The 25,045-nt window shown below is 61.7% G+C and carries 20 protein-coding genes; 12 read left to right on the top strand and 8 right to left on the bottom strand.

The annotated features are described in order from the left end of the window. The first annotated feature begins 9 nt into the window (after window positions 1-9). The gene (locus P3R38_RS24400) at window positions 10-363 is read left to right on the top strand and encodes a YkgJ family cysteine cluster protein (protein ID WP_027906671.1); all 354 of its coding nucleotides are present in this window, start codon (window positions 10-12) and stop codon (window positions 361-363) included. A gap of 2 nt (window positions 364-365) precedes the next feature. On the opposite strand, the gene dadR is transcribed toward P3R38_RS24400, so the two are convergent. Next, the gene (dadR, locus tag P3R38_RS24395; RefSeq protein WP_003258963.1) at window positions 366-854 is read right to left on the bottom strand and encodes a transcriptional regulator DadR; all 489 of its coding nucleotides are present in this window, start codon (window positions 852-854) and stop codon (window positions 366-368) included. A 155-nt stretch (window positions 855-1,009) separates the two neighbouring features. Here dadR and dadA point away from each other — a divergent pair, with 155 nt between their 5' ends. From dadA to P3R38_RS24365, 6 genes are all read left to right on the top strand, one after another. Continuing rightward, the gene (gene dadA, locus P3R38_RS24390) at window positions 1,010-2,314 is read left to right on the top strand and encodes a D-amino acid dehydrogenase (protein ID WP_023383017.1); all 1,305 of its coding nucleotides are present in this window, start codon (window positions 1,010-1,012) and stop codon (window positions 2,312-2,314) included. 135 nt (window positions 2,315-2,449) lie between these two features. After that, on the top strand, window positions 2,450-3,523 hold the full coding sequence (gene alr / locus P3R38_RS24385) for an alanine racemase (RefSeq protein ID WP_023383016.1): 1,074 nt from the start codon (window positions 2,450-2,452) through the stop codon (window positions 3,521-3,523). 108 nt (window positions 3,524-3,631) lie between these two features. Beyond that, window positions 3,632-4,180, top strand: a complete 549-nt coding sequence (locus P3R38_RS24380; RefSeq protein ID WP_023383015.1) for a cupin domain-containing protein — start codon at window positions 3,632-3,634, stop codon at window positions 4,178-4,180. Window positions 4,181-4,333: 153 nt separating this feature from the next. Next, window positions 4,334-4,738, top strand: a complete 405-nt coding sequence (locus tag P3R38_RS24375) for a c-type cytochrome (RefSeq protein WP_041925773.1) — start codon at window positions 4,334-4,336, stop codon at window positions 4,736-4,738. Window positions 4,739-4,969: 231 nt separating this feature from the next. Further along, on the top strand, window positions 4,970-5,830 hold the full coding sequence (locus P3R38_RS24370) for an RHS repeat-associated core domain-containing protein (protein WP_256583401.1): 861 nt from the start codon (window positions 4,970-4,972) through the stop codon (window positions 5,828-5,830). A 117-nt stretch (window positions 5,831-5,947) separates the two neighbouring features. After that, window positions 5,948-7,807, top strand: a complete 1,860-nt coding sequence (locus P3R38_RS24365) for an acetyl-CoA hydrolase/transferase C-terminal domain-containing protein (RefSeq protein WP_104883118.1) — start codon at window positions 5,948-5,950, stop codon at window positions 7,805-7,807. A 111-nt stretch (window positions 7,808-7,918) separates the two neighbouring features. On the opposite strand, the gene P3R38_RS24360 is transcribed toward P3R38_RS24365, so the two are convergent. Both P3R38_RS24360 and rep read right to left on the bottom strand, forming a co-directional pair. Beyond that, complete coding sequence (locus tag P3R38_RS24360; protein WP_023383011.1) at window positions 7,919-8,491, bottom strand: xanthine phosphoribosyltransferase; 573 nt, start codon at window positions 8,489-8,491, stop codon at window positions 7,919-7,921. Window positions 8,492-8,555: 64 nt separating this feature from the next. After that, window positions 8,556-10,565: a DNA helicase Rep gene (gene rep, locus P3R38_RS24355; RefSeq protein WP_027906674.1), complete on the bottom strand. Its 2,010-nt coding sequence runs from the start codon at window positions 10,563-10,565 to the stop codon at window positions 8,556-8,558. A gap of 298 nt (window positions 10,566-10,863) precedes the next feature. Here rep and P3R38_RS24350 point away from each other — a divergent pair, with 298 nt between their 5' ends. Beyond that, window positions 10,864-12,522, top strand: coding sequence for a bifunctional diguanylate cyclase/phosphodiesterase (locus P3R38_RS24350; protein ID WP_023383009.1), 1,659 nt, complete (start codon window positions 10,864-10,866; stop codon window positions 12,520-12,522). Between the two features lie 24 nt (window positions 12,523-12,546). On the opposite strand, the gene P3R38_RS24345 is transcribed toward P3R38_RS24350, so the two are convergent. Further along, window positions 12,547-13,944: a NorM family multidrug efflux MATE transporter gene (locus tag P3R38_RS24345; RefSeq protein WP_023383008.1), complete on the bottom strand. Its 1,398-nt coding sequence runs from the start codon at window positions 13,942-13,944 to the stop codon at window positions 12,547-12,549. A gap of 155 nt (window positions 13,945-14,099) precedes the next feature. Between P3R38_RS24345 and P3R38_RS24340 the strand changes: the two genes are divergently transcribed. Both P3R38_RS24340 and P3R38_RS24335 read left to right on the top strand, forming a co-directional pair. Next, window positions 14,100-15,026, top strand: coding sequence for a LysR substrate-binding domain-containing protein (locus P3R38_RS24340; protein WP_023383007.1), 927 nt, complete (start codon window positions 14,100-14,102; stop codon window positions 15,024-15,026). 212 nt (window positions 15,027-15,238) lie between these two features. Beyond that, window positions 15,239-17,146, top strand: coding sequence for a methyl-accepting chemotaxis protein (locus P3R38_RS24335; protein ID WP_104881070.1), 1,908 nt, complete (start codon window positions 15,239-15,241; stop codon window positions 17,144-17,146). A 55-nt stretch (window positions 17,147-17,201) separates the two neighbouring features. Here P3R38_RS24335 and P3R38_RS24330 read toward each other — a convergent pair whose 3' ends face one another. Both P3R38_RS24330 and P3R38_RS24325 read right to left on the bottom strand, forming a co-directional pair. After that, window positions 17,202-18,596 carry a VOC family protein gene (locus tag P3R38_RS24330; RefSeq protein WP_202675753.1) on the bottom strand — a complete coding sequence of 465 codons (1,395 nt, stop codon included), beginning with the start codon at window positions 18,594-18,596 and terminating at the stop codon, window positions 17,202-17,204. Window positions 18,597-18,757: 161 nt separating this feature from the next. Continuing rightward, window positions 18,758-19,648 carry a LysR family transcriptional regulator gene (locus tag P3R38_RS24325; protein WP_023383004.1) on the bottom strand — a complete coding sequence of 297 codons (891 nt, stop codon included), beginning with the start codon at window positions 19,646-19,648 and terminating at the stop codon, window positions 18,758-18,760. A 136-nt stretch (window positions 19,649-19,784) separates the two neighbouring features. On the opposite strand from P3R38_RS24325, the gene P3R38_RS24320 reads away from it, so the two are divergent. Next, window positions 19,785-21,275: an aldehyde dehydrogenase family protein gene (locus tag P3R38_RS24320; protein WP_023383003.1), complete on the top strand. Its 1,491-nt coding sequence runs from the start codon at window positions 19,785-19,787 to the stop codon at window positions 21,273-21,275. A gap of 196 nt (window positions 21,276-21,471) precedes the next feature. Beyond that, entirely contained in the window at window positions 21,472-22,758 is a 1,287-nt protein-coding gene (locus P3R38_RS24315) for an FAD-binding oxidoreductase (protein ID WP_277686678.1), read from the top strand. Window positions 22,759-22,810: 52 nt separating this feature from the next. On the opposite strand, the gene P3R38_RS24310 is transcribed toward P3R38_RS24315, so the two are convergent. Both P3R38_RS24310 and P3R38_RS24305 read right to left on the bottom strand, forming a co-directional pair. Continuing rightward, the gene (locus P3R38_RS24310) at window positions 22,811-24,238 is read right to left on the bottom strand and encodes a mechanosensitive ion channel family protein (RefSeq protein ID WP_277686677.1); all 1,428 of its coding nucleotides are present in this window, start codon (window positions 24,236-24,238) and stop codon (window positions 22,811-22,813) included. 152 nt (window positions 24,239-24,390) lie between these two features. After that, a complete protein-coding gene (locus P3R38_RS24305; protein WP_277686676.1) occupies window positions 24,391-24,993 on the bottom strand; it encodes a hypothetical protein in 603 nt (200 codons plus the stop codon). Window positions 24,994-25,045: the final 52 nt, after the last annotated feature.

Here is a 25,045-nt window from a genome sequence, read left to right as displayed (position 1 = left end):
TATCCGGCCATGTCCTGCAACCGCCACAAGATTCACTTCCTGCGCGAACTCATTCCCTCTTTCGAGTGCGAGCCCGGGTGCCACGACTGTTGTGGTCCGGTCACCACCTCGGCTGAGGAGATGGCGCGCTTGCCGCGCAAGTCCCAGGCCGAGCAGGATGCGGCGTTGGAGCGCCTGGACTGCGTACACCTGGGCCCCGATGGCTGCACGGTGTATGAAGAGCGCCCGATGATCTGCCGCCTCTTTGGCACAACTCCACGCATGGCCTGCCCCCGTGGTCGTGGGCCTGAACAGATGATCGAGCCGCAGGCCGAGCAGCTCGTTCACCAGTTCATCGCCACCACACGTCAGGTGCTGGTCTAGCCTTAGTCCGGAATCGGTAGGCAGAGGCTCTCTTTGACCTCTTCCATCACGATGTAGCTCTTCGACTCACGGACGTGCGGCAGCTTGAGCAGGATGTCGCCCAGCAGCTTGCGGTATGAAGCCATCTCCGAAATACGGGCTTTCACCAGGTAGTCGAAGTCGCCAGAAACCAGGTGGCATTCCAGCACATGCGGCAGTTTCAGCACGGCGCGGCGGAACTCCTCGAAGGTGTCGCCGGACTTGTAGTCCAGGCTGATCTCGACGAACACCAGCAGGCTACCTTTGAGGTGCTGGGGGTTGAGCCGGGCGTTGTAGCCCATGATGATGCCCTCGCGCTCGAGGCGGCGGACCCGCTCGGTGCAAGGGGTGGTGGAAAGCCCAACTTTCTCGCCCAGTTCGGTGAAGGAAATACGCCCGTCATTCTGCAGGATGCGCAGGATGTTGCGGTCGATCTTGTCCAGCTCACGCTTACTCTGGTGCTGGGTTCTCATAGGGGATGCCCCTCCGTGAAAGGCGATTTTGCCGAGAATTCTCGCCAATAATAGGCTTTTATATAGTGAATTGCACTGGGCCTACCTTTTTATACTGCGCGCATCCATGCCATTTCAACAAAAGACAGCGGTGCGCCGCGTGCGAGGAATAAACGATGCGAGTTCTGGTACTTGGTAGCGGTGTGATCGGAACCGCCAGCGCCTACTACCTGGCCCGTCAAGGTTTCGAAGTGACGGTGGTCGACCGCCAACCCGCGGTGGCCATGGAAACCAGTTTTGCCAACGCAGGTCAGATCTCGCCTGGTTATGCCTCGCCCTGGGCTGCCCCTGGCGTACCGCTGAAGGCCATCAAGTGGCTGCTTGAGCGCCACGCGCCCCTCGCCATCAAGCTGACCGGCGATGTCGACCAATACCTGTGGATGGCGCAGATGCTGCGCAACTGCACCGCCAGCCGTTACGCGGTCAACAAAGAGCGCATGGTGCGGCTGTCCGAGTACAGCCGCGACTGCCTCGACGAGTTGCGCGCTGAAACCGGCATCGCCTACGAAAACCGCAGCCTGGGAACTACCCAGCTGTTCCGTACCCAGGCCCAGGTGGATGCCGCGGCCAAGGATATCGCCGTGCTCGAACAGTCCGGCGTGCCTTACGAGCTGCTCGACCGCGACGGCATCGCCCGCGTCGAACCGGCCCTGGCGGGCGTGAAAGACATTCTCGCTGGCGCCCTGCGTCTGCCCAACGACCAGACCGGCGACTGCCAGCTGTTCACCACCAAGCTGGCCGAGATGGCCGTGAAGCTGGGCGTGGAGTTCCGCTTCGGCCAGGACATCCAGCGCCTGGACTTCGCGGGTGATCGCATCAATGGCGTGTGGATCGACGGCAAGCTGGAAACCGCCGATCGCTATGTGCTGGCCCTGGGCAGCTACTCGCCGCAGATGCTCAAGCCGCTGGGTATCAAGGCCCCGGTGTACCCGCTGAAGGGTTACTCGCTGACCGTGCCGATCACCAACGCTGACATGGCGCCGACTTCGACCATCCTCGATGAGACCTACAAGGTCGCCATCACCCGCTTCGACAACCGTATTCGTGTCGGCGGCATGGCTGAAATCGCTGGTTTTGACCTGTCGCTGAACCCGCGTCGTCGCGAAACGCTGGAGATGATCGTCAACGACCTTTATCCTCGCGGCGGCGACCTGAGCCAGGCCAGTTTCTGGACCGGCCTGCGCCCGGCTACCCCGGACGGTACGCCGATCGTGGGTGCGACCTCGTTCCGTAACCTGTTCCTCAATACCGGTCACGGCACACTGGGCTGGACGATGGCGTGCGGCTCCGGTCGCCTGCTGGCTGACCTGATCGCGCGCAAGAAGCCGCAGATCAGCGCCGAAGGCCTGGATATCTCTCGTTATGGCAACCGCCGTGAGGTTGCCAAGCAGGGTCAGACCGCGCCAGCCCATCAGCAGTAAGGTCGACTGACCCGGCCTCATCGGCGGCAAGCCGGCTCCTGCAGGATCAGCCTGAAGTTCTGGTCCTGAGGAGAACCGGCCTGCCGGCGATCAATCCAACACCGATGACAACCCGAACACCATAAGGCAGCCGCCATGCGACCCGCCCGCGCCCTGATCGACCTGCAAGCCCTCCGCCACAATTACCGCCTGGCCCGTGAACTGTCCGGTGCCAAGGCCCTCGCCGTGATCAAGGCCGACGCCTATGGTCACGGTGCCGTGCGCTGCGCCCTGGCGCTGGAGCCGGAAGCCGATGGCTTTGCCGTGGCCTGCATCGAGGAGGCGCTGGAGCTGCGTGCAGCGGGTATCAAGGCACCCGTGTTGTTGCTCGAAGGCTTTTTCGAAGCCAGCGAGTTGGCGCTGATCGCCGAGCATGACCTGTGGTGTGTCGTGCACTCGCTGTGGCAACTGGAGGCGATCGAAAGGACTCAGGTGCACAAGCCCCTGACCACCTGGCTGAAACTCGACAGCGGCATGCACCGGGCGGGCCTGCACCCCAAGGATTACCACGAGGCCTACCAGCGGCTGCTGGCCAGCGGCAAGGTTTCGCGCATCGTGTTGATGAGCCACTTCGCCCGTGCGGACGAGTTGGATGCCGATGCCACCGCCCAACAAATCGCCGTGTTCGAGGCTGCCCGCCAAGGCCTGGCTGCCGAGTGCAGCCTACGCAATTCGCCCGGTGTGCTGGCCTGGCCGCAGGCGCCAAGCGACTGGGTGCGACCTGGCATCATGCTGTACGGCGCCACGCCCTTCGAAGTGGATCAGGCCCAGGCTGCGCGCCTGCAGCCGGTGATGACCCTGCAATCGCGCATCATCAGTGTGCGGGAGCTGCCGGCTGGCGAACCGGTGGGTTACGGCGCCAAGTTCATCAGCTCTCGGCCGACCCGTGTAGGTGTGGTCGCCATGGGCTATGCCGACGGCTACCCTCGCCAGGCACCCACTGGCACGCCGGTGATGGTCGCTGGCAAGCTCACCCAACTGATTGGCAGGGTTTCGATGGACATGCTCTGCGTCGACCTCACCGACGTGCCTGAAGCCACCATCGGCAGCCCGGTCGAGTTGTGGGGCAAACAGGTACTGGCCAGCGACGTGGCCATGCGCGCTGGCACCATTCCGTACCAGATCTTCTGCAATCTCAAGCGTGTACCGCTGGACTATTACGGCGAATAAGGCGCCGAAGCGGACAGGATGGAGGGGGTGTGTTGTAAATACTGAACGGCATTGCCATGATATCGTTCACATCACCCCCCATTTCTACCGTTTCAGGAGGCTCCAGCTTTGGACGTCGGCGAACGACTGCAAGCCATCCGCAAGCTCAAGGGCCTGTCCCAGCGTGAACTCGCCAAGCGTGCGGGTGTGACCAACAGCACCATCTCGATGATCGAGAAGAACAGCGTGAGCCCTTCGATCAGCTCGCTGCGCAAGGTGCTCAGTGGCATTCCCATGTCCATGGTCGAGTTCTTCTCCGTCGAGCTGGAACCCGAAAGCCCTTCCCAGATCGTCTACAAAGCTCACGAGCTGATCGACATCTCGGACGGTGCGGTAACCATGAAGCTGGTGGGCAAGTCGCACCCCAACCGCGCCATCGCTTTCCTCAACGAGGTCTACCCGCCGGGTGCCGACACCGGAGAAGAAATGCTCACCCACGATGGCGAAGAGACCGGCATCCTGCTGGAAGGGCGCCTGGAGCTGGTGGTCGGGAATGAGACCTTCATCCTCGAAGCAGGCGACAGCTACTACTTCGAAAGCACCCGGCCGCATCGATTCCGCAACCCCTTCGCAGAGCCAGCACGGCTGATCAGTGCGGCGACGCCTTCGAACTTTTGATCCAGCGCAGCGTATTGTTTCGCTAATACCCCTTTCACCTGTGGGGTCGTTTCACGGGTTCCGGGTTCCCGCTATACTTTTCAACGCTCGCAATTTCGTGGTGCGGGCATGATTAGCCACCATGAGGGTGTTCGCGTGAACCAAATCAAGAAGATGCTGGCCTTACCAGCCGCCGTACTCGCCCTCTGGGCAATCAATGCAACTGCTGCAACCAACGACGACATTGCCAAGCGCCTGGAGCCTGTAGGGCAGGTGTGCATTCAGGGTCAGGAGTGCAAAGGCATGGAAGTGGCTGCCGCAGCGGGCGGTGGCGGGGCCAAGACGCCGGACGAGATCATCGCCAAGCACTGCAACGCCTGCCATGGCAGCGGCTTGCTCGGTGCGCCGAAGATTGGCGATACCGCCGCGTGGAAAGAGCGCGCCGACCACCAGGGCGGCCTGGATGGCATTCTGGCCAAAGCCATTACCGGCATCAATGCCATGCCGCCGAAGGGCACCTGTGCGGATTGCTCGGATGACGACCTGAAAGGGGCGATCAAGAAAATGTCCGGGCTGTAAACTGCAGCTGAATTGAATGAGGCCCGCCGTTGATGGCGGGCTTTGTTTTTGTGATGCCTGTGCCGTAGGCCACCCCCCCATGGGTAAAACCTTGTGCTCAAGGACAGCAGAACATACCCCAACTCACGGTGATCCGGCTTCACAACATATGAAAACTAGCATTTTTGCCAGTATGCTATGTCAGGTTATGGTGTGACAATAAGTTATCAGGCCATGACTGGGTGAATTGTAGTGAGTACTAAAAAAATATATCCCGGCGGCTTGCTGCTCGGTGTTAACTATTCGCCATACGGCAATCACCCAGCGCTGGTGTCTATGCTTGGATTCAATGCTGAACGGCCAGATCCAGTAACCGGATATTACTTTTTGGGTCGTGGTTACCGAGCATATGCGTCAGCGTTGATGCGGTTCGTCAAACCAGATGACATGAGCCCATTCGGCGCGGGCGGGTTGAATTCATATGCATACTGCTTTAACGATCCAATAAACCTCCAGGATCCAGATGGGCACACCCCAACGATTAAGAGCGGCCTACAACGCGGCGTGCGATTTATCAGCAACTTGTTTACAAAGCGGGTAAATGGGCAGAGGCGGAAACTGCCGCAGGGAATTGGATCTGTAGAAAAAACTATCGCAGATACCCGTGCGTCCCATAATAAAGCCAATGGAAAATCAAATATTGCGAATGATTATGTGTTGATTGGATTTCATGGTACCAGTCATCCTGATGCGCACAAGCTCAAGTCAGGGCTTAATGAGCGATATGTAAGACATGGAAACGTGCACGGGGTTGGATTTTATACGTCGCCGTACAAGGAGGTTGCCAGAGGGTTCGCTGGCTCCAATGGTGGGATATATGCAGTCTATGCAAGTAATTTTAAAAAATGGGTTCATGGGGTAGACTTTGTTCATGTTGATCAAGGCGAGCTATTAATTAAGGCAGTGGCATATAAAAATGTCATTGTGCGACGTGAAATAATTGGGCCGCTAGTGCTTAGTGATACGTTCAAGGAATATATGGTTACTCCCCCAAATTCTGATTGGTTGAATCCGAATTTGCCGGCCTCTCTAGACCTCTTTCAATTGTCATGAGAGATTTGGATTTTGCTACCTGAGTGATCACTTGCTTGTGAGAAATTCGGAACAGGCAACCAACCCGCAAGAGTCATGTCCAACCCCCTGAACCCTTGGATGTCTCAGGAGGCCCCGATGCACCTCTGCTCCATCGACCAGGCTGTCGAACAGGTCTTGTCCCGGCTGCCAACCCATATCCACATGGGTCTGCCTTTGGGCCTGGGCAAACCCAACACTTTCGTGAACGCCCTGTATGCCAGGGTGCGCGACTTGCCCGAGCGTCGGCTGACCATCTACACGGCACTGTCGCTAGGCCGCCCGCCGCTGGGCGATGGCCTGCAACGGCGTTTTCTCGAACCCTTCATCGAGCGTATCTTCGCCGACTACGAAGAGCTCATCTACCTCGCCGACCTGCGCAACGACAACCTGCCGCCGAACATTCGCGTGGAGCAGTTTTTCATGCAGCCCGGCAGCTTGCTAAACAGCGAATCGGCCCAGCAGGACTACATCAGCAGCAACTACAGCCACGCCGCCCGTGACATCAACGCCAAGGGCCTGAACCTGATCGCGCAACTGGTCGCTGCCACTCCCGAGAAGTCCGTCCACCTCAGCCTGGCCTGCAACCCCGACATCACCCTCGACCTGCTGCCGATGATCGCCAAGCGCCGTGCGGCCGGCGAAACCATTCTGATGCTTGGCCAAGTACATACCGAACTGCCGTACATGCCTGGCGATGGGGAATTGCCCATCGATGCGTTCGACCTGCTGATCGATGAAGCCGAGCAGCGCCGGTTGTTCTCCACGCCGAACATGCCGGTCAACACCCAGGACCACTGCATTGGTTTGCACGCCAGCACGCTGGTGCGTGACGGCGGCACCTTGCAGATCGGCATCGGTGCCATGGGGGATGCAGTCGCTGCGGCGTTGCTGGCGCGCCAGGGCGACAACGCGGGCTACCGGGCCTTGCTCGACGAACTGGATATCGGCCCGTGGCAGGCGCTGATTGGGCGGGAAGGGGGGCTGGAGACTTTCGCTGAAGGCCTGTACGGTTGCAGCGAAATGTTCGTTAACGGCCTGTTGGTGCTGGCCGAAGCGGGCTTGCTACGGCGCTCGGCCGATGGGCAGGGGCCGGTGTTGCATGGCGGCTTTTTCCTCGGGCCTCAGGCGTTCTACCAGCGGCTGAGGGAGATGCCGCTTGAGCAGCGCGCACGGTTTGCGATGACTCGTATCAGCTTCATCAACGAGCTGTACGGGCAGGAAGAACTCAAGCGCCACCAGCGGCGCGATGCGCGTTTCATCAACACGGCGTTCGGCATGACGTTGCTCGGTGCCGGGGTGGCCGATCAGCTGGAAGACGGCCGTGTACTCAGCGGCGTAGGTGGGCAGTACAATTTCGTTGCCCAGGCCCACGCACTGGAAGGCGGGCGCTCGATTTTGCTGCTGCGCAGCTGGCGCGAGGCGGGTGGTGAGATCAGCTCGAACCTGTTCTGGACCTATGGCCACTGCACCATCCCCCGACACCTACGCGATATCGTGGTGACCGAGTACGGCATCGCCGACTTGCGCGGGCAGACCGACAGCGAAGTGATTGCGCGGTTGCTGGCGGTGAGTGACTCGCGGTTCCAGGACACGTTGATGGAGCAAGCCAAGCGTGCCGGTAAATTGGCCAGGGACTTTCAGCTGGATCCGCGCTTCACCGACAACACGCCCGAGCGTCTTGAGGCGGTGCGGGCACGGCACGCACGGTTGTTCCCAGAGTATCCGCTGGGCACGGATTTCACGGCACAAGAGCAGGATTTGCTGCGCGCGCTCAACTGGTTGAAGAGCAAGTTCAAGCTCAGAGAGGTGCTGGAGCTGGGCAAGGCGGCACTGGAGGCACCGGGGCCGGAGGGGTATGAGGCGCACCTGGCGCGGATGCAGCTGGATCAACCGCAGGGGCTGAAGGAAGAGTTGTATCAGCGGTTGTTGCTGGCGGGGCTAGAGGCAACCCGCTAAACCAAGGTTCAGCGCCTTACCCTGTGGGAGCGGGTTCACCTACGAATGAGAGGGTGACGTCACCGTTGTCTTCGCGGGTAAACCCGCTCCTACAGGAGAGGTGCTCAGGCTTTAGTCGATGAAGCTGACCACACCACCTTCCAGCGACTTTACCCGGGCCAGCGATTCGACGCGGTAACCCTGGCTGTCCAGCTCGGCACGGCCGCCCTGGAACGATTTCTCGATGACGATACCCAGGCCCGCCACGGTAGCACCGGCTTGCTTGATGATCGAGATCAGTGCCTGCGAAGCCTTGCCGTTGGCCAGGAAATCGTCGATCACCAGCACGCGGTCGCTGCTGTTGAGGTGGCGCGGCGAGATGGCCACGGTGTTCTCGGTCTGCTTGGTGAAGGAGTACACCGAGGCGGTCAGCAGGTTCTCGGTCAGGGTCAGCGACTGGTGCTTGCGCGCGAAGATCACCGGTACGCCCAGCTTCAGGCCAGTCATCACGGCCGGGGCAATGCCCGAGGCTTCGATGGTGACGATCTTGGTCACGCCGGCGTCGGCGAACAGGCGGGCGAATTCGTCACCGATCAGCTGCATCAGCGCAGGGTCGATCTGGTGGTTGAGAAACGCGTCGACTTTGAGAACCTGATCGGAAAGCACGATGCCTTCTTCGCGAATCTTCTGCTGCAGTGCTTCCACTGTGTATTCCTCGATGTAGCAAAGGTGGCCGCATGAAGCGGCAGTGTTAAAGAGTAATGGTTGATCAGCGTTTGAGCATTGCCCGGATGTCGGCCAGGGCGTTATTGCCGCGAGCGGCTTTGACTTCTACCGGCGCATCGTCCAGGCCTTCCCAGGCCAGGTCCTCCGGCGGCAGCTCGTCAAGGAAGCGGCTGGGCGTGCAGTCGATGATTTCGCCATACTGCTTGCGCTTGGCGGCGAAGGTGAAGGCCAGGGTCTGGCGGGCGCGGGTGATGCCCACATAGGCCAGGCGGCGTTCCTCTTCGATGGTGTCGGCTTCGATGCTGGAACGGTGCGGGAGGATTTCCTCTTCCATGCCCATGATGAACACGTAGGGGAATTCCAGGCCCTTGGACGCATGCAGAGTCATCATCTGCACGCCTTCGGCGTTTTCTTCCTCTTCCTGCTGGCGCTCGAGCATGTCGCGCAGCACCAGTTTGCCGATGGCGTCCTCGATGGTCATGTCACCCTCTTCGTCTTTCTCGAGGGTGTTCTTCAGCGCTTCGACCAGGAACCAGACGTTGCTGATGCGGAACTCCGCCGCCTTGTCGCTGGCGGTCTGCTGGCGGATCCAGTTCTCGTAGTCGATGTCGCGGATCATCTCGTGCAACGCGGCAATCGGGTCTTCCAGGGCGACCTTGTGACGCACGCCATCGAGCCAGTGCTTGAAGCGCTGCAGGCGCTCTGTGTAGCGGGCATCCAGGTGCTCACCCAGGCCCAGCTCTTCGCTGGCGGCGTACATCGAGATGCCGCGCTCGGTGGCGTAGTTGCCGAGCTTTTCCAAAGTGGTCGAGCCGATCTCCCGGCGCGGTACGTTGATCACCCGCAGGTAGGCGTTGTCGTCGTCCGGGTTCACCAGCAAGCGCAGGTAGGCCATCAGGTCCTTGACCTCCTGGCGGCCGAAGAAGCTGTTGCCGCCGGACAGGCGATATGGCACCTGGTGGTGTTGCAGCTTCAACTCGATCAGCTTGGCCTGGTAGTTGCCACGGTAGAGGATGGCGAAATCGCTGTAGGGGCGATTGGTGCGCAGGTGCAGGGTGAGGATCTCCATGGCCACCCGCTCGGCTTCGGCTTCCTCGTTCTTGCAGCGGATCACGCGGATCTCGTCGCCCACGCCCATCTCGCTCCACAGCTGCTTTTCGAACGCGTGGGGGTTGTTGGCGATCAGCACGTTGGCGCAGCGCAGGATGCGGCTGGTGGAGCGGTAGTTCTGCTCCAGCATCACCACTTTCAGGGAGGGATAGTCCTCCTTGAGCAGCATGAGGTTCTCCGGGCGGGCGCCACGCCAGGCATAGATCGACTGGTCATCGTCGCCGACCACGGTGAACTGGTTGCGCATGCCGATCAGCATCTTCACCAGCAGGTACTGGCTGGCGTTGGTGTCCTGATACTCGTCCACCAGCAGGTAGCGCACACGGTTCTGCCAGCGTTCGAGCACGTCGGGGTGTTCCTGGAACAGCTTGACCGGCAGCAGGATCAAGTCGTCGAAGTCCACGGCGTTGAACGCCTTGAGCGTGCGCTGGTAGTGGGTATAGACGATTGCGGCGGTCTGTTCGCGCGGGTTGCGCGCTTTCTCCAGCGCCTCGGCAGGCAGGACCAGGTCGTTCTTCCAGGCACCGATCATGTTCTTGATCTCGTCGATGCCATCGTCGCCGGAGTATTCCTTCTGCATGATGTCCGACAGCAATGCCTTGATGTCGGACTCGTCGAAGATCGAGAAACCAGGCTTGTAGCCCAGGCGCTCGTGTTCCTTGCGGATGATGTTCAGGCCCAGGTTGTGGAAGGTGCACACCGTCAGGCCACGGCCTTCGCCCGGACGCAGCAGGGTAGCGACCCGCTCCTTCATCTCGCGGGCGGCCTTGTTGGTGAAGGTCATCGCCACGATGTACTGGGCGCGGATGCCGCAGTTCTGGATGAGGTGGGCAATCTTGCGCGTGATCACGCTGGTCTTGCCGGAGCCAGCACCGGCGAGCACCAAAAGAGGGCCGCCGACGTAGTCTCGGGCTTCTTGTTGCCGGGGATTGAGTCGGGACATGCTAGAAACCGGGGGTCGCCAGAAAATAGCCGCGCATTCTAACAGGCATGGGGCAGTTGTGGCGCGACCGTCTGACGTCTGAGTCAGACTTTTGTCTCTCGCTACTATTAGTCAGACTCATGATATCCAAGAAAAAAATCGGATTTGCTGGTTTAGCGAGTTTCGCGCAGGATGCACGTCAAAATGCGTCGGGGAGCACTGCAGGCAAGGATATGTCTAAAAGTGAAAATCGTTTTCATTTATGCAGTAGCATATCCGGCCTCATACGCTTCACTGTCCAAGCCTTTAAGGAGCCCGCTTGTCCACGCCTGTCGAACCTTTGCGTTTGCTGTTGTTGGCTGATGAGCCGGAATGGGCTGCCCTGTTGCGCGACTGCCTGCTGCCCTTGGGCGGCAGCGCCGTATTGCTGACCGCACCCAGTTGGGAGGCTGTCGACACCCTGTTCAACCAAGACCGCCAAGCGGTGGTGCTGGCTACCCCGGCCTTGCAACCCGCGCCGGGGCGTTGCGAACTCCCCACCATCTTGCTGCTTGAGCATGAGCCTGACTCACCACCGACGGCTGTCAGCGATTGGTTGGTGCGCGATCAACTCAGCGCCGACGCCATCCGCCGATCCTTGCGCCATGTGCGTGAGCGCGGCGTACTGGTGGCCACCCTGCAGCGCCTGGCCGAACAAGACCCGCTTACCGGCATCGCCAATCGTCAGGGCTTCCAGGCCTTACTGACCGCGCGCCTGGCCGAGAATGACGGGCGCGGTCTGGCGCTTGGCCACCTGGACCTCGACAATTTCCGCCACGTCAACGATGCCCTTGGCCACCAGAGCGGCGACCGGTTGATCTTGCAGGTGGTGGCCCGGCTGAAGCAGCAACTGGAAGCGGGGGACCAGCTGGCACGTCTGGGCAGTGACGAATTCGCCCTGCTGATCGACACCCGACGCGATGCCAACCGCGCCGAATGGATGGCCGAACGGATCGTCGAAGCGCTGGCCGAACCCTTCTGGATAGACGGCGAGAGCCTGCTGCTGGGCTGCAGCCTGGGCCTGGCCCATGCCCGCGCTCAGGCTGGGCCAGACCCATTGATGTGGCATGCCCACATCGCCATGCGCCAGGCCAAGGGCAGCCAGGGCTGCACCTTCCATGTATTCAATGAGCGCATCAACCGCAACGCACGCAGCCTGGCCGACCTGGAAAGCGAGTTGCGCCGTGCGCTGCGCCGCGATGAGTTGGAGCTGCATTACCAGCCACGATTGAACCTGGAAGACGGTCGTATCGTTGGCCTGGAGGCCCTGGTCCGTTGGCGCCATGCCGAACGTGGCCTGCTGCCGCCCAGTGAGTTCGTGCCGCTGGCAGAGCAGAGCGGGCTGATCGTGCCGTTGGGATACTGGGTGATTTCCCGCGCCCTGCGTGACATGCAAGCCTTGCGTGAAGAGGGCCTGGCCCCCTTGCACATGGCGGTGAACCTGAGCTTCCGTCAGTTCCAGGACAGCCAGTTGCTGGCTACCCTGAGCCGCTTGATCATCGAGCACGGTGTCGATGCCCGCTGGCTGGAGTTCGAGCTTACCGAGACCGCCGTCATGCGTCGCAACGAACTGGTCCGCCAGACCATGGATGCCCTGGCGCGCCTTGGCGTGCGGTTTTCGCTGGATGACTTCGGTACCGGCTTCTCTTCGTTCGTCCACCTCAACAGCTTGCCGATCACGTTACTCAAGGTCGACCGCAGCTTCGTCGCTGAAATGGAGATGCGCGAAGAGAACCGCAAGTTGGTGCACGCCATGATCAACCTGGCGCACAACCTCAACCTCGAAGTGGTCGCCGAGGGGGTGGAGAGCGAAGAGCAGATGCAGTTACTGCGCGAGTTCGGTTGCGACCAGGTACAGGGGTTCCTGGTCAGCAAGCCGTTGCCGGTCGAGGCGTTGATCGATTACCTGTTGCAGGTTCCGGGGCGGCGGTCGGCCTGAGGCGCACCGCCGGTCCCGCAGGGCTCATCGCGGTCCATGCACGAGCTGCCCAGCCAGCGTAGGTGCCCTGGACTTCAGCAACCGCTTCATCCGCCACTCGAAGCCGATCGTCAGTGCCACCGAAGCGCACGCCAGCCCCAAGGCCAGCCCCCACCACACGCCGACCGCACCGCCGCCCAGGGTGAAGGTGAGCAGCCACGCTGCCGGTGCGCCTACCAGCCAGTAGCAGCACAGCCCGATCAGGAAGGTGGTCTTGGCATCCTTCAGCCCACGTATCGAGCCCATGGCGATGGTCTGCACGCCATCGAACAGCTCGAACCAGGCCGCGACCATCAGCAGGCTTACCGCCAGCTGGTAGATCGCCGCGAAGGCTGGGTCATCGCCGTCGATGAACAGGCCTACCAGCATCTCCGGACGCAGCCAGAACAGCGCGGCAAAGGCGAACATGATCATCGCGCCGAAGCCGATTCCCACACGCCCAGCGCTGCGTGCCGCCAACAGGTTGTCGGCGCCGTAGTAAAGCCCCACTCGCATGGTCACCGCGTACGACAGCCCGGTTGGTACCATGAATGCGGTGGACACGATTTGCAGGGCGATCTGGTGCGCCGCCAGTTCCGTGCTACCGAGCACACCCATGCACAGCGCGGCGAAGGCGAACAGCCCCACCTCCACCATGTAGGTACCGCCAATCGGCAGACCTAGCCGCCACAGTTCCCGCAGGGCAGGCAGGGAAGGGCGCGACAGGCCCCGGCGTAGCGGGTAGGGTGTATAGGCCGGGTGCCAGTGGATGTACAGCGCCAGGGCAATGGCCATGCCCATCGACACCACGGCGGTGACCAGGCCGATGCCCATCAGGCCAAGCTTGGGCAGGCCGAACATGCCTTCGATCAGCGCGACGTTGAACAGATAGTTGAGCACCGTGCCCACCAGGCTGATGACCATCACTGGCGTCGAGCGACCCAATGCGCTGGTGAATCCGCGCAAGGCCATGAACGTCAGGTAGCCAGGCAGGGCCAAGGGCAGCAGGGTAAGGAATTCGGCCGCCGAGGCCACGTTCTCGGGCTTCTGGCCGAACAGCAGTAACACAGGCTCGAGGTTCCACAGCACCAGGGCCGCGACCAGCGCCAGACCCCAGGCCAACCACAGGCCGTTCTGTGCCAGGCGGGTAGCGCCCTCGATGTCATTCGCCCCTTTGCGAATCGCCACCAGAGTGCCGACTGCAGCGATCACACCCAGGCAGAAAATCGACACGAACGAATAGCTCGCCGCACCCAGGCCGCCACCTGCCAGGGCCTGTGGGCTGATACGGGCCATCATCAAGGTGTCGGTCAACACCATCAGCATGTGCGCCAACTGCGAGGCGATCAGCGGCCCCGCCAGGCGCAGCAAAGCCTTGAGTTCAGTAGCGGGCGCGACATGCATGGTTGAGGTCCTTGATGCTTATCCTGTAGGCGAGGCGACGATTCTGAGGCTTTGGTCAACTTTCCACAAAAGGATAATAGCGATGCTTGGCATGAGTTGAACTCATGCATATATGATTATCTGCATTCCTTTCCACGCCCTCTTTCAGGTGCCCCATGTCCCGTCAGTTGCCTGCGCTCTATGCACTGCGCGCATTCGAAGCCGCCGCTCGGCTGAGCTCTTTCACCCGCGCTGGCGAAGAGCTCTCGATTACCCAGAGTGCGGTCAGTCGACACATTCGCACCTTGGAGGATCATTTCGCCTGTCGCCTATTCGTACGCAGCGGGCGCAGCCTGCAATTGACCGAGGCCGCGCGGGTGCTGCTGCCGGGTGTGCGCGAGGGCTTCGCCGCGCTGGAGCGGGCTTGCGATACCCTGCGCGGTGAAGATGACATCCTGCGCATGAAGGCGCCCTCGACCTTGACCATGCGCTGGTTGCTGGCACGCCTGAGCCGCTTTCGCCATTTGCAGCCGGGTAACGAGGTGCAGCTGACCAGCGCCTGGATGGACGTCGACCATGTGGACTTCAATCAGGAGCCGTTCGACTGTGCAGTGTTGCTCAGTGACGGTGTGTTCCCACCAGACTGGGAAGTGCGCCGGTTATTCAGCGAGTTACTGATCCCGGTGGGGGCGCCGGATTTGCTCAAGGATGGCCCCTGGGACGAGCGCCGGTTGGCGGGTATCGAGTTGCTGCACCCAACGCCGGACAAGCGTGACTGGCGGGCTTGGCTAGAGCGCATGGGGCTTGCCGAAAAGGTTTCGCTCAAGGGCGGCCAGGTATTCGACACGCTGGAGCTGGGCATGATTGCGGCTGCCAGGGGTTATGGGATTTCCATGGGTGACCTGCTGATGGTGGCGGAGGACGTTGCGCAAGGACGCCTGAGCCTGCCGTGGCCCACGGCGGTGCCCAGTGGCATGGACTACTATCTGGTGTGGCCGCGCACCCGACCGGGTGGCGAGCGGTTGCGACGGCTGAGCGTGTTTCTGCAGGAGGAGGCGGCTGCGGTGAGTTTGCCGGATGTGCAGATGCTGCCTCCCCTCTAGCCGGCAAGCCGCCTTCTTCAGGGCTGGGTGGGATCCTGGGCTTGCTGCAACAACGAAAACGTTTGCGAATATCCCGGCCCGACACTCAAGTATTGGCTTGCGACGCCGATTCTCTGGCACCAGCGTCCCGGAAGAGGATGCGATTTTCGTCGATAACCCGCAGGTGGCCTGGGTGATCAGGATGATCCCGGCCACTTGTCAGGAGCTTCCCCATGTCGCAACCGCGTGCACGCATCGCCTCGCAGCTCGGAATCGCCCTCGCCATCGTGCTGGCGTTGGTGATCACCGGCAGTACCTTGTTCGCCCTGCGCTCGTTGGACCAGGCCAACCTCGCCACCCGCCAGCAGCACCTGGCCAGCGAGGCCCGGCTGTTGGCCGACCAGCTCGAAACCTTCCACAGCTCGCTCAAGGACAACACCCAGCGCCTGAGCGGCTTGTTCGAGCGGCGTTTCGCCTCGGGCCTGACAGTGCATGCCGGTGAAACCGTCAATGTCGCAGGCCAGGCTACGCCTGCGTTGTACTTGGGCGAGCGGCTGCTGAACAACGACTTCCAGCAGGTGGACGAATTCCAGCAGATGACCGCGGGTGTCGCGACGCTGTTCGTGCGCAGCGGTGACGACTTCGTGCGCATCAGCACCTCGCTGACCAAGCAGGATGGTAGCCGCGCCATCGGTACCCAGCTCGACCGTCAGCACCCGGCTTATGCAAAGCTGATGGCGGGCCAGACCTATGTCGGGCGTGCCGTGCTGTTCGAGCGCAACTACATGACTCGCTACGTGCCGGTCAGCGATGGCAGTGGGCGGGTGATAGCTGTGTTGTTCGTCGGCTTCGACTACACCGACGCGCAGAATGCCCAGTTCGCCAACCTCAAGCGGTTCCGCATTGGTGAAACCGGCTCGCTGGCCCTGCGTGATGAACGAGGTCAATGGCTGGTTCCGCCGGCCAATGCCGAGCAGCCACTGTTCAGCGTCACCGCGCCCTTCGCCGAAGGCCCATGGACGGTGGTGGCGAGCATGCCGGAAGCGGAGATTCGTGAGGTGACCTGGAGCGTCGGCTGGCGCCTGGCCATCGGCAGCCTGCTGGCCATGCTGCTGGCGGTGGCGGCGACCCTGTGGTTGTTGCGGCGCAAGCTTCGGCCCCTCGATGACCTGGTGCTGCAGGCCGAAGCCCTCGGAGCAGGCGACCTCAATGCACGTCTGAATGTCACCAGCCATGACGAAATCGGCCAGCTGGCACGCAGTTTCAACAAGATGGGCGAGGCCCTGTCGACCATGGTCGAGCACATTCGCAATGCATCCGAGCAAGTCAGCGGGCGGGCACGCTCGTTGGCCGGGTTGTCGGCCGGGGCTTGCGAAGGCATGGACCAACAGTCCGGCGAGATCACCAGCATGGCAGGCGCGGTGGAGGAGTTCAGCGCCACCTCGATGAACATCGCCGACAACATGGCGGGCACCGAGCGCATGGCCCGCGATAATGCCCAGCAGACCCGCATCGGCCGTAACGCCATGGATCAGGCATCGAGCTCGCTACGCCAGATCGCCGAGGCGCTGGGTGGCACGGCTACGGTGATGGACACCCTGGGCGCTCGCTCCCAGGAAATCGGTGGGATCGTTGGGGTGATCACCGCGATTGCCGAGCAGACCAACTTGCTGGCGCTCAACGCCGCCATTGAAGCGGCCCGGGCCGGCGAGCAGGGACGAGGCTTCGCCGTCGTGGCTGATGAGGTGCGAGGACTGGCTGCCCGCACGCGCCAGGCGACGGACGAAATTTCCGGCATGATCGCCAGTATCCAGCAACAGACCGGGCATGCGATCAGCACCCTGGAGCAGGGCAACCAGTTGATGCAGGAGGGCCTGGAGCGCAACGACAAAGTGGCCGAGGCACTGGCGCGCATCGATGAGCAAAGCCGCGTTGCCGGTGAACAGTTCGCCGTCATCAGCACCGCGACACAGGAGCAGAGCAGCACGGCAACGGTGCTTAGCCGCAACCTGCAGAGCATCGCGCAAGCCAACAGCGAGCAACGCGACGTGGCCAACGAGCTGGCGTTCACTGCCCGGGAGCTAGAAGGGCTGGCAGCGCAGTTGAGGCAGGAAGTGGATCGATTTCGGGTAGGCCGCTGACTGCTACGGACCTGTCGCCGGCAAGCGGGCTTGCCGGCGACTTTATGACCGAGGCTTAGATCGAGCCGAGGTTCAACGCCTGCGCACATGCCTGCAGCGAACGCTGTTCACTCTGTGCATACAGCGTCAATTCATCCTGTACCTTCAGCCCAAGTGCCGCCTCGAAAGCATCCCGGTTGGCATTGCTACCGTACTCGGCCTGGGCATCGTCACCGAGGTTGGATTGGAAAATGCCCGCGGCACTGACCGGCAGGAAGTCTTCGTACACCAGCGCCTCGAAGTGCACATGGCCAGCTTCGATCAGCCCTTCCAGCGTGGTCGGGCGATCATCCTGATCCCGTACGGCCAAGCCCTTCTCGGTGGGGAAGTAGCGGAAGTAGGCCAGACCCTGTTCGCGCATTTGGGCCAGGTCATCCGGAAATGCGGCGAATTGCTCCTTGAGCAACACCATGTAGCGTTCGGCGTTGGCCTCGGCCGGGGCGCCGCCCAGGGCCGCGCGGGTCGCATCCAGCAGCGTGTCGTAGAGCTGGCGGCCTTTGGGCGTCAGTGCCGCGCCGCGTTGCTCGATTTCGCCGAAGCGCGCGGTGTGGCTGCCTTCGCTGCCCTGCTGACCGCTGAACGCGACCGTCTCTTGCAGCGCCTTGAAGCTGGTCTGGCGCAACAGGATCGGGTGACGGCGAGTAGGAGGGCCTTCGACCACGGCTTTTGGCGGGATGCCCTTGGCAGGCATGCCGGCCTGGATCGCGTCGATATCCAGCGTGCGCGGCGTCAGGTGGTTGATGTGTGGGCCTTTGAAGGCCACCACATCGGCGATCAGGCGGTGCTGGTCATGCAGCTGCTGATACTGCTCGGCGGTCACCGTGGCATCCTGGTGCCAGCGGAAGGTGTGCAGCGCCTCTTGGACGAAGGTGTGGGCATCGACTGCATTCAGGCCGCCGTCACGCTCGCTTTGGGCGATCAGTTCCAGTACCCGTGGGGTGAAGATCTTGCGCTTGGCCAGAATGGTCTGGGCCAGTTCACGCAGTGGCGGGTTGTCGATCAGCTCCAGTCGTAACAGCGAGGTGAATACCCGGAAGGGGCTGACATGCAGGGACTGCTCGTGCACCGCGCGGAACGCGGTGGAATGGACCGGTACACCGGCCGAGCTGAGATCGTAGTAGCCGACAGGTTCCATGCCCATGACGGCGAACAATTTGGCGATGGTCGCCAGTTCCTCTGCGGTGCCCACGCGGATCGCGCCGTGGCGCTCCTGGTCCAGGCGCTCGATTTCGCCGGTCCAGCGCAGGGCCTCGGCCACTGCTGGCTGTTGGGTCATGACCTGCTGGTTGACTTCGCTCACCAGCTCCAGCAGCGTGCCGTACAGCGGCACTTCCTGTTTGTACATGAGTGACATGGCGGCAGAGAACTGCGCACGGATGCTGTCGGGGCTGACGAAATCGTGGGCGGGCATCGCAAGCTTCCTGGTTGGGTTCGGACACTTACATGAAAACTGGGAATGCACGTTGGCCACAAGCGAAAAAAAGTGAGTGTGTCATTCCTTTTTTGATCGACCCTGAGTCGTTGCGACCGCCGCTGCAGAATGTGGCAGGCCGCGCCACGCGCCTGACAACGTCAAACCGACAACTGCTCGTTGATCCACGCCATCAGCGCTCGCACCTTCGGCACCTCGGCCGCATGTTCGGCATACGCCAGGTAATGCGCCCCCGCGCTACGCATCGCATGATCCCAGGGGATGACCAGGCTTCCCTCGGCCAACTCCTTGGCAGCCAGGTATTTGGGCACCAGCGCCACTCCACACCCCGCCTGCGCCGCGCTTAATGCCATGTAGAATGTATCGAAGCGTGGTCCGTGGTAGGCGCTGACACTGTGCAGTCCAAGCTCCAGGAACCATTCATGCCAGGCCTCTGGGCGAGATGTGCTTTGCAACAGCACCAGTTCCGCCAGTTCAGCGGCATCGGCCAGGGTTCGGCCGGCCAGCAGTTCCGGCGCGCATACCGGCACCACGTCCTCACGGAACAGTTCAAGGCAGGTAGCGCCCGGCCAGGTGCCCTGGCCGTAGAAGAACACCACATCGGCCGAGCCTTGCAGCAGGGCAAAAGGCTCCATTTCGTTGCGGATATCCAAGTGGATATTCGGGTGGCGTTTGCCGAAGCCCTTGAGGTGCGGGATCAGCCAGCGCACGCCAAAACTCGGTTGAGTGGCTACCTTCAATATCTCGGTCTGCTCGCCATAGGTCAGGACATAGCGGCTGGACATGTCGACCTGGGTCAGGATCTTGTTCACCTCGGCCAGGTACAGGCTGCCGGCAGGCGTGAGTTGCAGACGCCGGCGAATACGCAGGAACAGGTGGTGACGCAGCATGTCCTCAAGCTGTGCCACCTGTTTACTGACCGCGCTCTGGGTCAGGTGCAGCTCTTCGGCGGCACGGGTAAAACTCAAGTGACGGGCTGCGGCTTCGAAGCACTGCAGGGCGGTCATGGAGGGAACCAGGCGTTTTGACATAGCGGTCTCTGCGGCAGAAATCATTACCTGACGGAATGATATGCGGAATAAAGGTCGTTTGTTGCACTGGTGTGATCGGATTAATACTGATCCACATCATTTTTCCATCCCTTCACCCGATGTAGGAGAAGCACAAATGGTTGCTGGATTGCTCGAGCGCCTTGGCGTTGCCGCCGAGGCTCACACCCAGGGCGACTACCCTGTTCACACGCCGATCGACGGCAGCCAGATCGCCTCGGTGAAACTGCTCGGCAAAGCCGAGACCATCGCCTGCATCGACAGGGCGCAGAACGCCTTCGAAGCCTGGCGCAGCGTCCCGGCCCCACGCCGTGGCGAGCTGGTGCGCCTGTTCGGCGAAGTGCTGCGCGAGCACAAGGCCGACCTCGGCGAGCTGGTATCCATCGAAGCGGGCAAGATCACCCAGGAAGGCCTGGGCGAAGTACAGGAAATGATCGACATTTGCGACTTCGCCGTTGGCCTGTCGCGTCAGCTGTACGGCCTGACCATCGCGTCCGAACGTCCTGGCCACCACATGCGTGAAACCTGGCATCCGCTGGGCGTGGTCGGCGTCATCAGCGCTTTCAACTTCCCAGTCGCCGTCTGGGCCTGGAATACCGCCCTGGCCCTGGTGGCCGGTAACTCGGTGGTATGGAAACCGTCCGAGAAGACCCCGCTGACCGCCCTGGCTTGCCAGGCGCTGTTCGAGAAAGCCCTGAAAGCCTTCGGCGATGCTCCGGCTGGTCTGTCGCAACTGGTGATCGGCGGCCGCGAAGCGGGTGAAGCCCTGGTCGACGACCCACGCGTTCCGCTGGTCAGCGCCACCGGCAGCACCCGTATGGGGCGCGAAGTCGGCCCGCGTGTGGCCGCACGCTTCGGCCGCAGCATCCTGGAGCTGGGTGGCAACAACGCCATGATCCTGGCCCCGAGCGCCGACCTGGACCTGGCCGTGCGCGGCATTCTGTTCTCCGCAGTCGGCACCGCGGGCCAGCGCTGCACCACCCTGCGTCGCCTGATCGTGCACCGCTCCATCAAGGACGAAGTGGTTGCTCGCGTCAAAGCGGCATACGGCAAGGTGCGCATCGGCGACCCGCGCAAAGACAACCTGGTTGGCCCGCTGATCGACAAGCAGTCGTTCGATGCGATGCAGGGTGCCTTGGCCAAGGCCCGTGATGAGGGTGGCCAGGTATTCGGTGGCGAGCGTCAGCTGGCCGATCAGTACCCCAACGCCTACTACGTGTCGCCCGCCATCGCCGAGATGCCGGCGCAGAGCGATGTAGTGCGCCACGAGACCTTCGCGCCGATCCTGTACGTGCTGGCCTATGACGACTTCGAAGAGGCCTTGCGCCTGAACAACGAAGTGCCACAAGGTCTGTCCTCGTGCATCTTCACCACCGACATTCGTGAAGCCGAGCGCTTCCAGAGTGCTTCGGGTAGCGACTGCGGTATCGCCAACGTCAACATCGGTACCAGCGGCGCGGAAATCGGCGGTGCATTCGGTGGCGAGAAGGAGACTGGCGGTGGTCGTGAGTCGGGTTCGGATGCCTGGAAGGGCTACATGCGGCGCCAGACCAACACCGTGAACTACTCCCGTGAGCTGCCGTTGGCGCAGGGTATCGTGTTCGACTGATGGATTGATGCTGCATGGCCGGGGGCGTTGCCCCCGGTTCGCAGTGGTGCGGCGACCCAATATACCCGTTCCCACAGGTTCTCCACTGCCCTCGAGGCCTGTGTGGCCCCTGTGGGAGCGGGTTTATCGGTTCGTCGTACCGCCGCGAATGGGCCGCTTGGCGGCCCCAACAAGAACAAATCGCTGGAGCCGGGCCATGTCCGAACTGCGTCAAGAATGTCTGTGGGAACACGTCACCAAACCGACCGTCGCCGCCCAGGCCCTGGCCGGTGAGCACAGGGCTGACGTCTGCGTGATCGGTGGCGGTATCACTGGCCTGTCTGCGGCCATCCACCTGCTGGAACAGGGCAAGTCGGTGATTCTGCTGGAGGCCTGGAAGATCGGCCACGGTGGCTCAGGGCGCAACGTAGGCCTGGTGAACGCTGGCACCTGGATTCGTCCCGACGATGTCGAGGCAACGCTTGGCCAGAAGCAAGGCAGCCGCCTGAACAAGGTACTGGGTGAAGCCCCAGCCGAAGTGTTCGCCATGATCGAGCGCCTCGGCATCGACTGCCAGGCGCAGCACAAAGGCACCCTACACATGGCGCACAACGCCACCGGTATTGCCGACCTGCAAGCGCGTCACGAGCAATGGCGCCGTCGTGGTGCCGATGTGGAGTTGCTCACTGGCGTGCAATGCCAGGAATACTGCGGCACCGACAAGATCTCCGCCGCGCTGCTAGACCGCCGCGCCGGTACCATCAACCCCATGGGTTACACCCAGGGCCTGGCCGCCGCTGTCACCCGCCTGGGTGGCAAGGTGTTCCAGCAATCATCGGTCGAAGGCCTGGCGCGTGACGGCGATGGCTGGCAGGTAAGAACCGCGCGCGGTTCGGTATGCGCCGACAAGGTGGTGATATCCACTGGCGCGTACACCGAAGGCGATTGGAGCAACCTGCAGAAGCAGTTCTTCCGCGGCTACTACTACCAGGTGGCCTCCAAGCCGCTGCAGGGTGCTGCCGCCGACAAGGTGCTGCCCTATGGCCAGGGTTCGTGGGATACCCGCACCGTGCTCAGCAGTATTCGCCGTGACGATCAGGGCCGCTTGTTGCTTGGCAGCCTGGGCCGGGTCGACAACAAGCCAACCTGGTTCGTGCGCAGCTGGGCCGACCGCATCCAGAGCCACTACTACCCCGAACTGGGCAAGGTCGAGTGGGAGATGCACTGGACCGGTTGCATCGACTTCACTCCAGATCACCTGATGCGCCTGTTCGAGCCTGCGCCCGGATTGGTGGCGGTGACGGGTTACAACGGGCGTGGCAATACCACCGGAACGGTGATTGGCCGGGCGTTCGCTGAGTTCCTGCTCAAAGATGATCCGGACAGCCTGCCGATTCCCTTCTCGCCGATGACGGGGGTCAGTGCGCCGTCGCTGCGCACCGCGTTCTACGAGTCTGGGTTCTCGCTGTACCATGCCGGGCAGTGCTTGAGAGTCGTGCTCTAGCTGATGGCCTCATCGGCGGCAAGCCGGCGATGGGGCCCGTTCCAACAACGGCCTACTTGTGCAGCCAGCTTAGGAAACCGCCCTTCTTGATCAAGGCCGGCTTTTGCAGCAAAAGCGACTCCCGGCTCTGGCGCCGGAAGCGCTGTAGTTTGGTCAGCGCGGTCTGCACCTCGCCCCGCTGGGCCAGGCAGCTGCGCACCTGCTCCTTGTCGATGCGGAACAGCACACAGCTGGTCAGCGTGCGGAATTCGGCGAACGAATCGTCCTCGTCGATCAGACCCTCGATCCCCAGCACTTCTCCCGGTCCCATACGCCCAGCCTCCAGCAGCCTGTCACCGTCGCGTACCGACGCCGAGACCACGCCGCTGCCAATTACCAGCAGGTGATCGGACTGCTCGCCCACCCCCAGGATCACCTGATCGGCCAGGTACTCCACAGCGGTCATGCGCTGGCTCAGGGTGTCGCGCTCTTCGTCGGTGAGCGAGCGGAACACGCGCACCTCGTCCAGCACTTCACGCTGGCGACTGCGCGCAGGCATGGCCAAGTCGACGTTCCACATCACACCGCTGGCTTCCAGATGCCGATGTGCCAGATCGAACAGCTGGTTGCGCACTTCGGTCTTGCGCGCCATGTCGGCGATGAAACCACTGGCCTCGTACTCGACCGACTCCAGTGTCGAGGCCTTGACAGTAACCTTTGGCGCGGGGTTCGCGAGCAGGGCGCTGGTGCCTTGCAGTGCCTTCTCCAGGGCATCGAAAACCCGCCTCGGCCGCACCTTGGCAGGCACCACCACGCTGATTGACACCCCATGGCGGTCGATGGGACGGCTGTGGTTGAGCAGTTTGGCCTTGGCCGCCACGGAGTTGGGGATGACCGCCAGACTACCGCTGCCGGTGATCATGCGCGTGGCGCGCCAGTCGATATCCACCACCTTACCCTCGGTGCCGTCGATGGAGATCGCATCGCCGATCTGGTAAGGCCGGGTGGTATTCAGCACGATGCCGGAAAACACGTCGGCCAGAGTGCTTTGCAGCGCAAGACCAATGACGATGGCCATGACACCAGAGGTGGCCAGCAGGCCCTTCACGGGCAGTTGCATTACGTAAGCCGCGGCAGCTACCACCGCCGCCAGGAAGATCAACGCCCCTAGCACATCCTGCAACAGCCGACCGCCGTGGCTGCCCCGTGCCACCAATAGCAGCCCGAACACTACGGTCACCGTTCGTGCGCCGAACAGCCACCAGCCAATCGCCAGCACCGTGGCCAACAGGTTACGCGAAACATCGTCTGGCCAGGGTGGCGGTTGCAGCGGGCTCATGCCAGCGGCCACCAGCACCGAACTGAACAGCAGGAAGATCACCAACCGCGTGCCGATGCGCCAGGCGTGGCGCTGGAGGGGGATCAGTTGCCAGAGCACGAGGTCAAGCAGGATCAAGGCGGTGCCGAGCAACAACGGGGACGACTGGATGAACGCCAGCATGGTGGTCTCGGGATGAGGGAGGGCTGCGGGTAGTAATAGAGTAGGTTGAGGTGGCAGGCAATGGGGGAGGGGTGAGGTTTCTCCAGTGGCGGGGGCCGTTGCCCTGCCACTGAAACGGCCACATTGGATTCCAGGTCAGCCAGATGTGGTGCTCACATAAGTGAACCGTGGATTAGCAGGTAGCTTAATATGGCACCGGCGGATATCCAGACGATCACTATCCACAGAACGTTTGCCCATGTGATCTGCGAGTTTTGCAGCCCCAATGGATCGCCCTCGCAAACATTGGCGGTCTGCTGGATTTGTAATATTGACAGCGCGAGAAAGGTTGTCCGTATGATCGGTAGGATCAGCGATGCCAAGATCACGATCAAGAGAGGCAGGGACTCCAGAGCATGCTCGGCGAGTGCGATGTCCCATGTAAACACCATCAAGCAGGGAATCCAATACATCAAGGTGACGCCAAGTGCACTACCTTCGACAGGTTGGTTGGCTTCGCGGCTGCGCATGACGATCTTTTTCATCAAGAAGTACATCGTAATGGCGCCGAAAATTGTGCATAGCAGCGGAATGACCTTGAATCCTCGCTCGCCCCGAATGAGCAGCCAATGGCGATAATTCCAGTATGCTATATAAAGACCGATGGAAAAGATCCCCATAATAGCTAACTTTGAAAGTGAGATTACATGAAGTCGGCTGTGCTCGACTGGCAGGTGTGTGCGTGACTCGAGCTTGTGTGTTATGGCTGTTTCCATTGTGTTTTCTCTGTGGTTATTTATGTGATTAAGTAGTTTATGGTTAACCAAG

The organism is Pseudomonas sp. NyZ480 (assembly GCF_029537255.1).
GTDB classification, from domain to species: Bacteria; Pseudomonadota; Gammaproteobacteria; order Pseudomonadales; family Pseudomonadaceae; genus Aquipseudomonas; species Aquipseudomonas taiwanensis.
This window is presented reverse-complemented; position numbering and strand designations above follow the sequence as displayed.

What these genes read in the sequence shown, in the direction of transcription:
- P3R38_RS24375 (WP_041925773.1), top strand. Translation starts at nt 4,334, where the DNA reads ATGCTGGCCTTACCAGCCGCCGTACTCGCCCTCTGGGCAATCAATGCA.
- P3R38_RS24325 (WP_023383004.1), bottom strand. Translation starts at nt 19,648, where the DNA reads ATGTCAAAACGCCTGGTTCCCTCCATGACCGCCCTGCAGTGCTTCGAA.
- P3R38_RS24320 (WP_023383003.1), top strand. Translation starts at nt 19,785, where the DNA reads ATGGTTGCTGGATTGCTCGAGCGCCTTGGCGTTGCCGCCGAGGCTCAC.
- P3R38_RS24330 (WP_202675753.1), bottom strand. Translation starts at nt 18,596, where the DNA reads ATGCCCGCCCACGATTTCGTCAGCCCCGACAGCATCCGTGCGCAGTTC.
- P3R38_RS24315 (WP_277686678.1), top strand. Translation starts at nt 21,472, where the DNA reads ATGTCCGAACTGCGTCAAGAATGTCTGTGGGAACACGTCACCAAACCG.
- rep (WP_027906674.1), bottom strand. Translation starts at nt 10,565, where the DNA reads ATGTCCCGACTCAATCCCCGGCAACAAGAAGCCCGAGACTACGTCGGC.
- P3R38_RS24345 (WP_023383008.1), bottom strand. Translation starts at nt 13,944, where the DNA reads ATGCATGTCGCGCCCGCTACTGAACTCAAGGCTTTGCTGCGCCTGGCG.
- P3R38_RS24305 (WP_277686676.1), bottom strand. Translation starts at nt 24,993, where the DNA reads ATGGAAACAGCCATAACACACAAGCTCGAGTCACGCACACACCTGCCA.
- P3R38_RS24310 (WP_277686677.1), bottom strand. Translation starts at nt 24,238, where the DNA reads ATGCTGGCGTTCATCCAGTCGTCCCCGTTGTTGCTCGGCACCGCCTTG.
- P3R38_RS24335 (WP_104881070.1), top strand. Translation starts at nt 15,239, where the DNA reads ATGTCGCAACCGCGTGCACGCATCGCCTCGCAGCTCGGAATCGCCCTC.
- dadR (WP_003258963.1), bottom strand. Translation starts at nt 854, where the DNA reads ATGAGAACCCAGCACCAGAGTAAGCGTGAGCTGGACAAGATCGACCGC.
- alr (WP_023383016.1), top strand. Translation starts at nt 2,450, where the DNA reads ATGCGACCCGCCCGCGCCCTGATCGACCTGCAAGCCCTCCGCCACAAT.
- P3R38_RS24340 (WP_023383007.1), top strand. Translation starts at nt 14,100, where the DNA reads ATGTCCCGTCAGTTGCCTGCGCTCTATGCACTGCGCGCATTCGAAGCC.
- dadA (WP_023383017.1), top strand. Translation starts at nt 1,010, where the DNA reads ATGCGAGTTCTGGTACTTGGTAGCGGTGTGATCGGAACCGCCAGCGCC.
- P3R38_RS24365 (WP_104883118.1), top strand. Translation starts at nt 5,948, where the DNA reads ATGCACCTCTGCTCCATCGACCAGGCTGTCGAACAGGTCTTGTCCCGG.
- P3R38_RS24400 (WP_027906671.1), top strand. Translation starts at nt 10, where the DNA reads ATGTCCTGCAACCGCCACAAGATTCACTTCCTGCGCGAACTCATTCCC.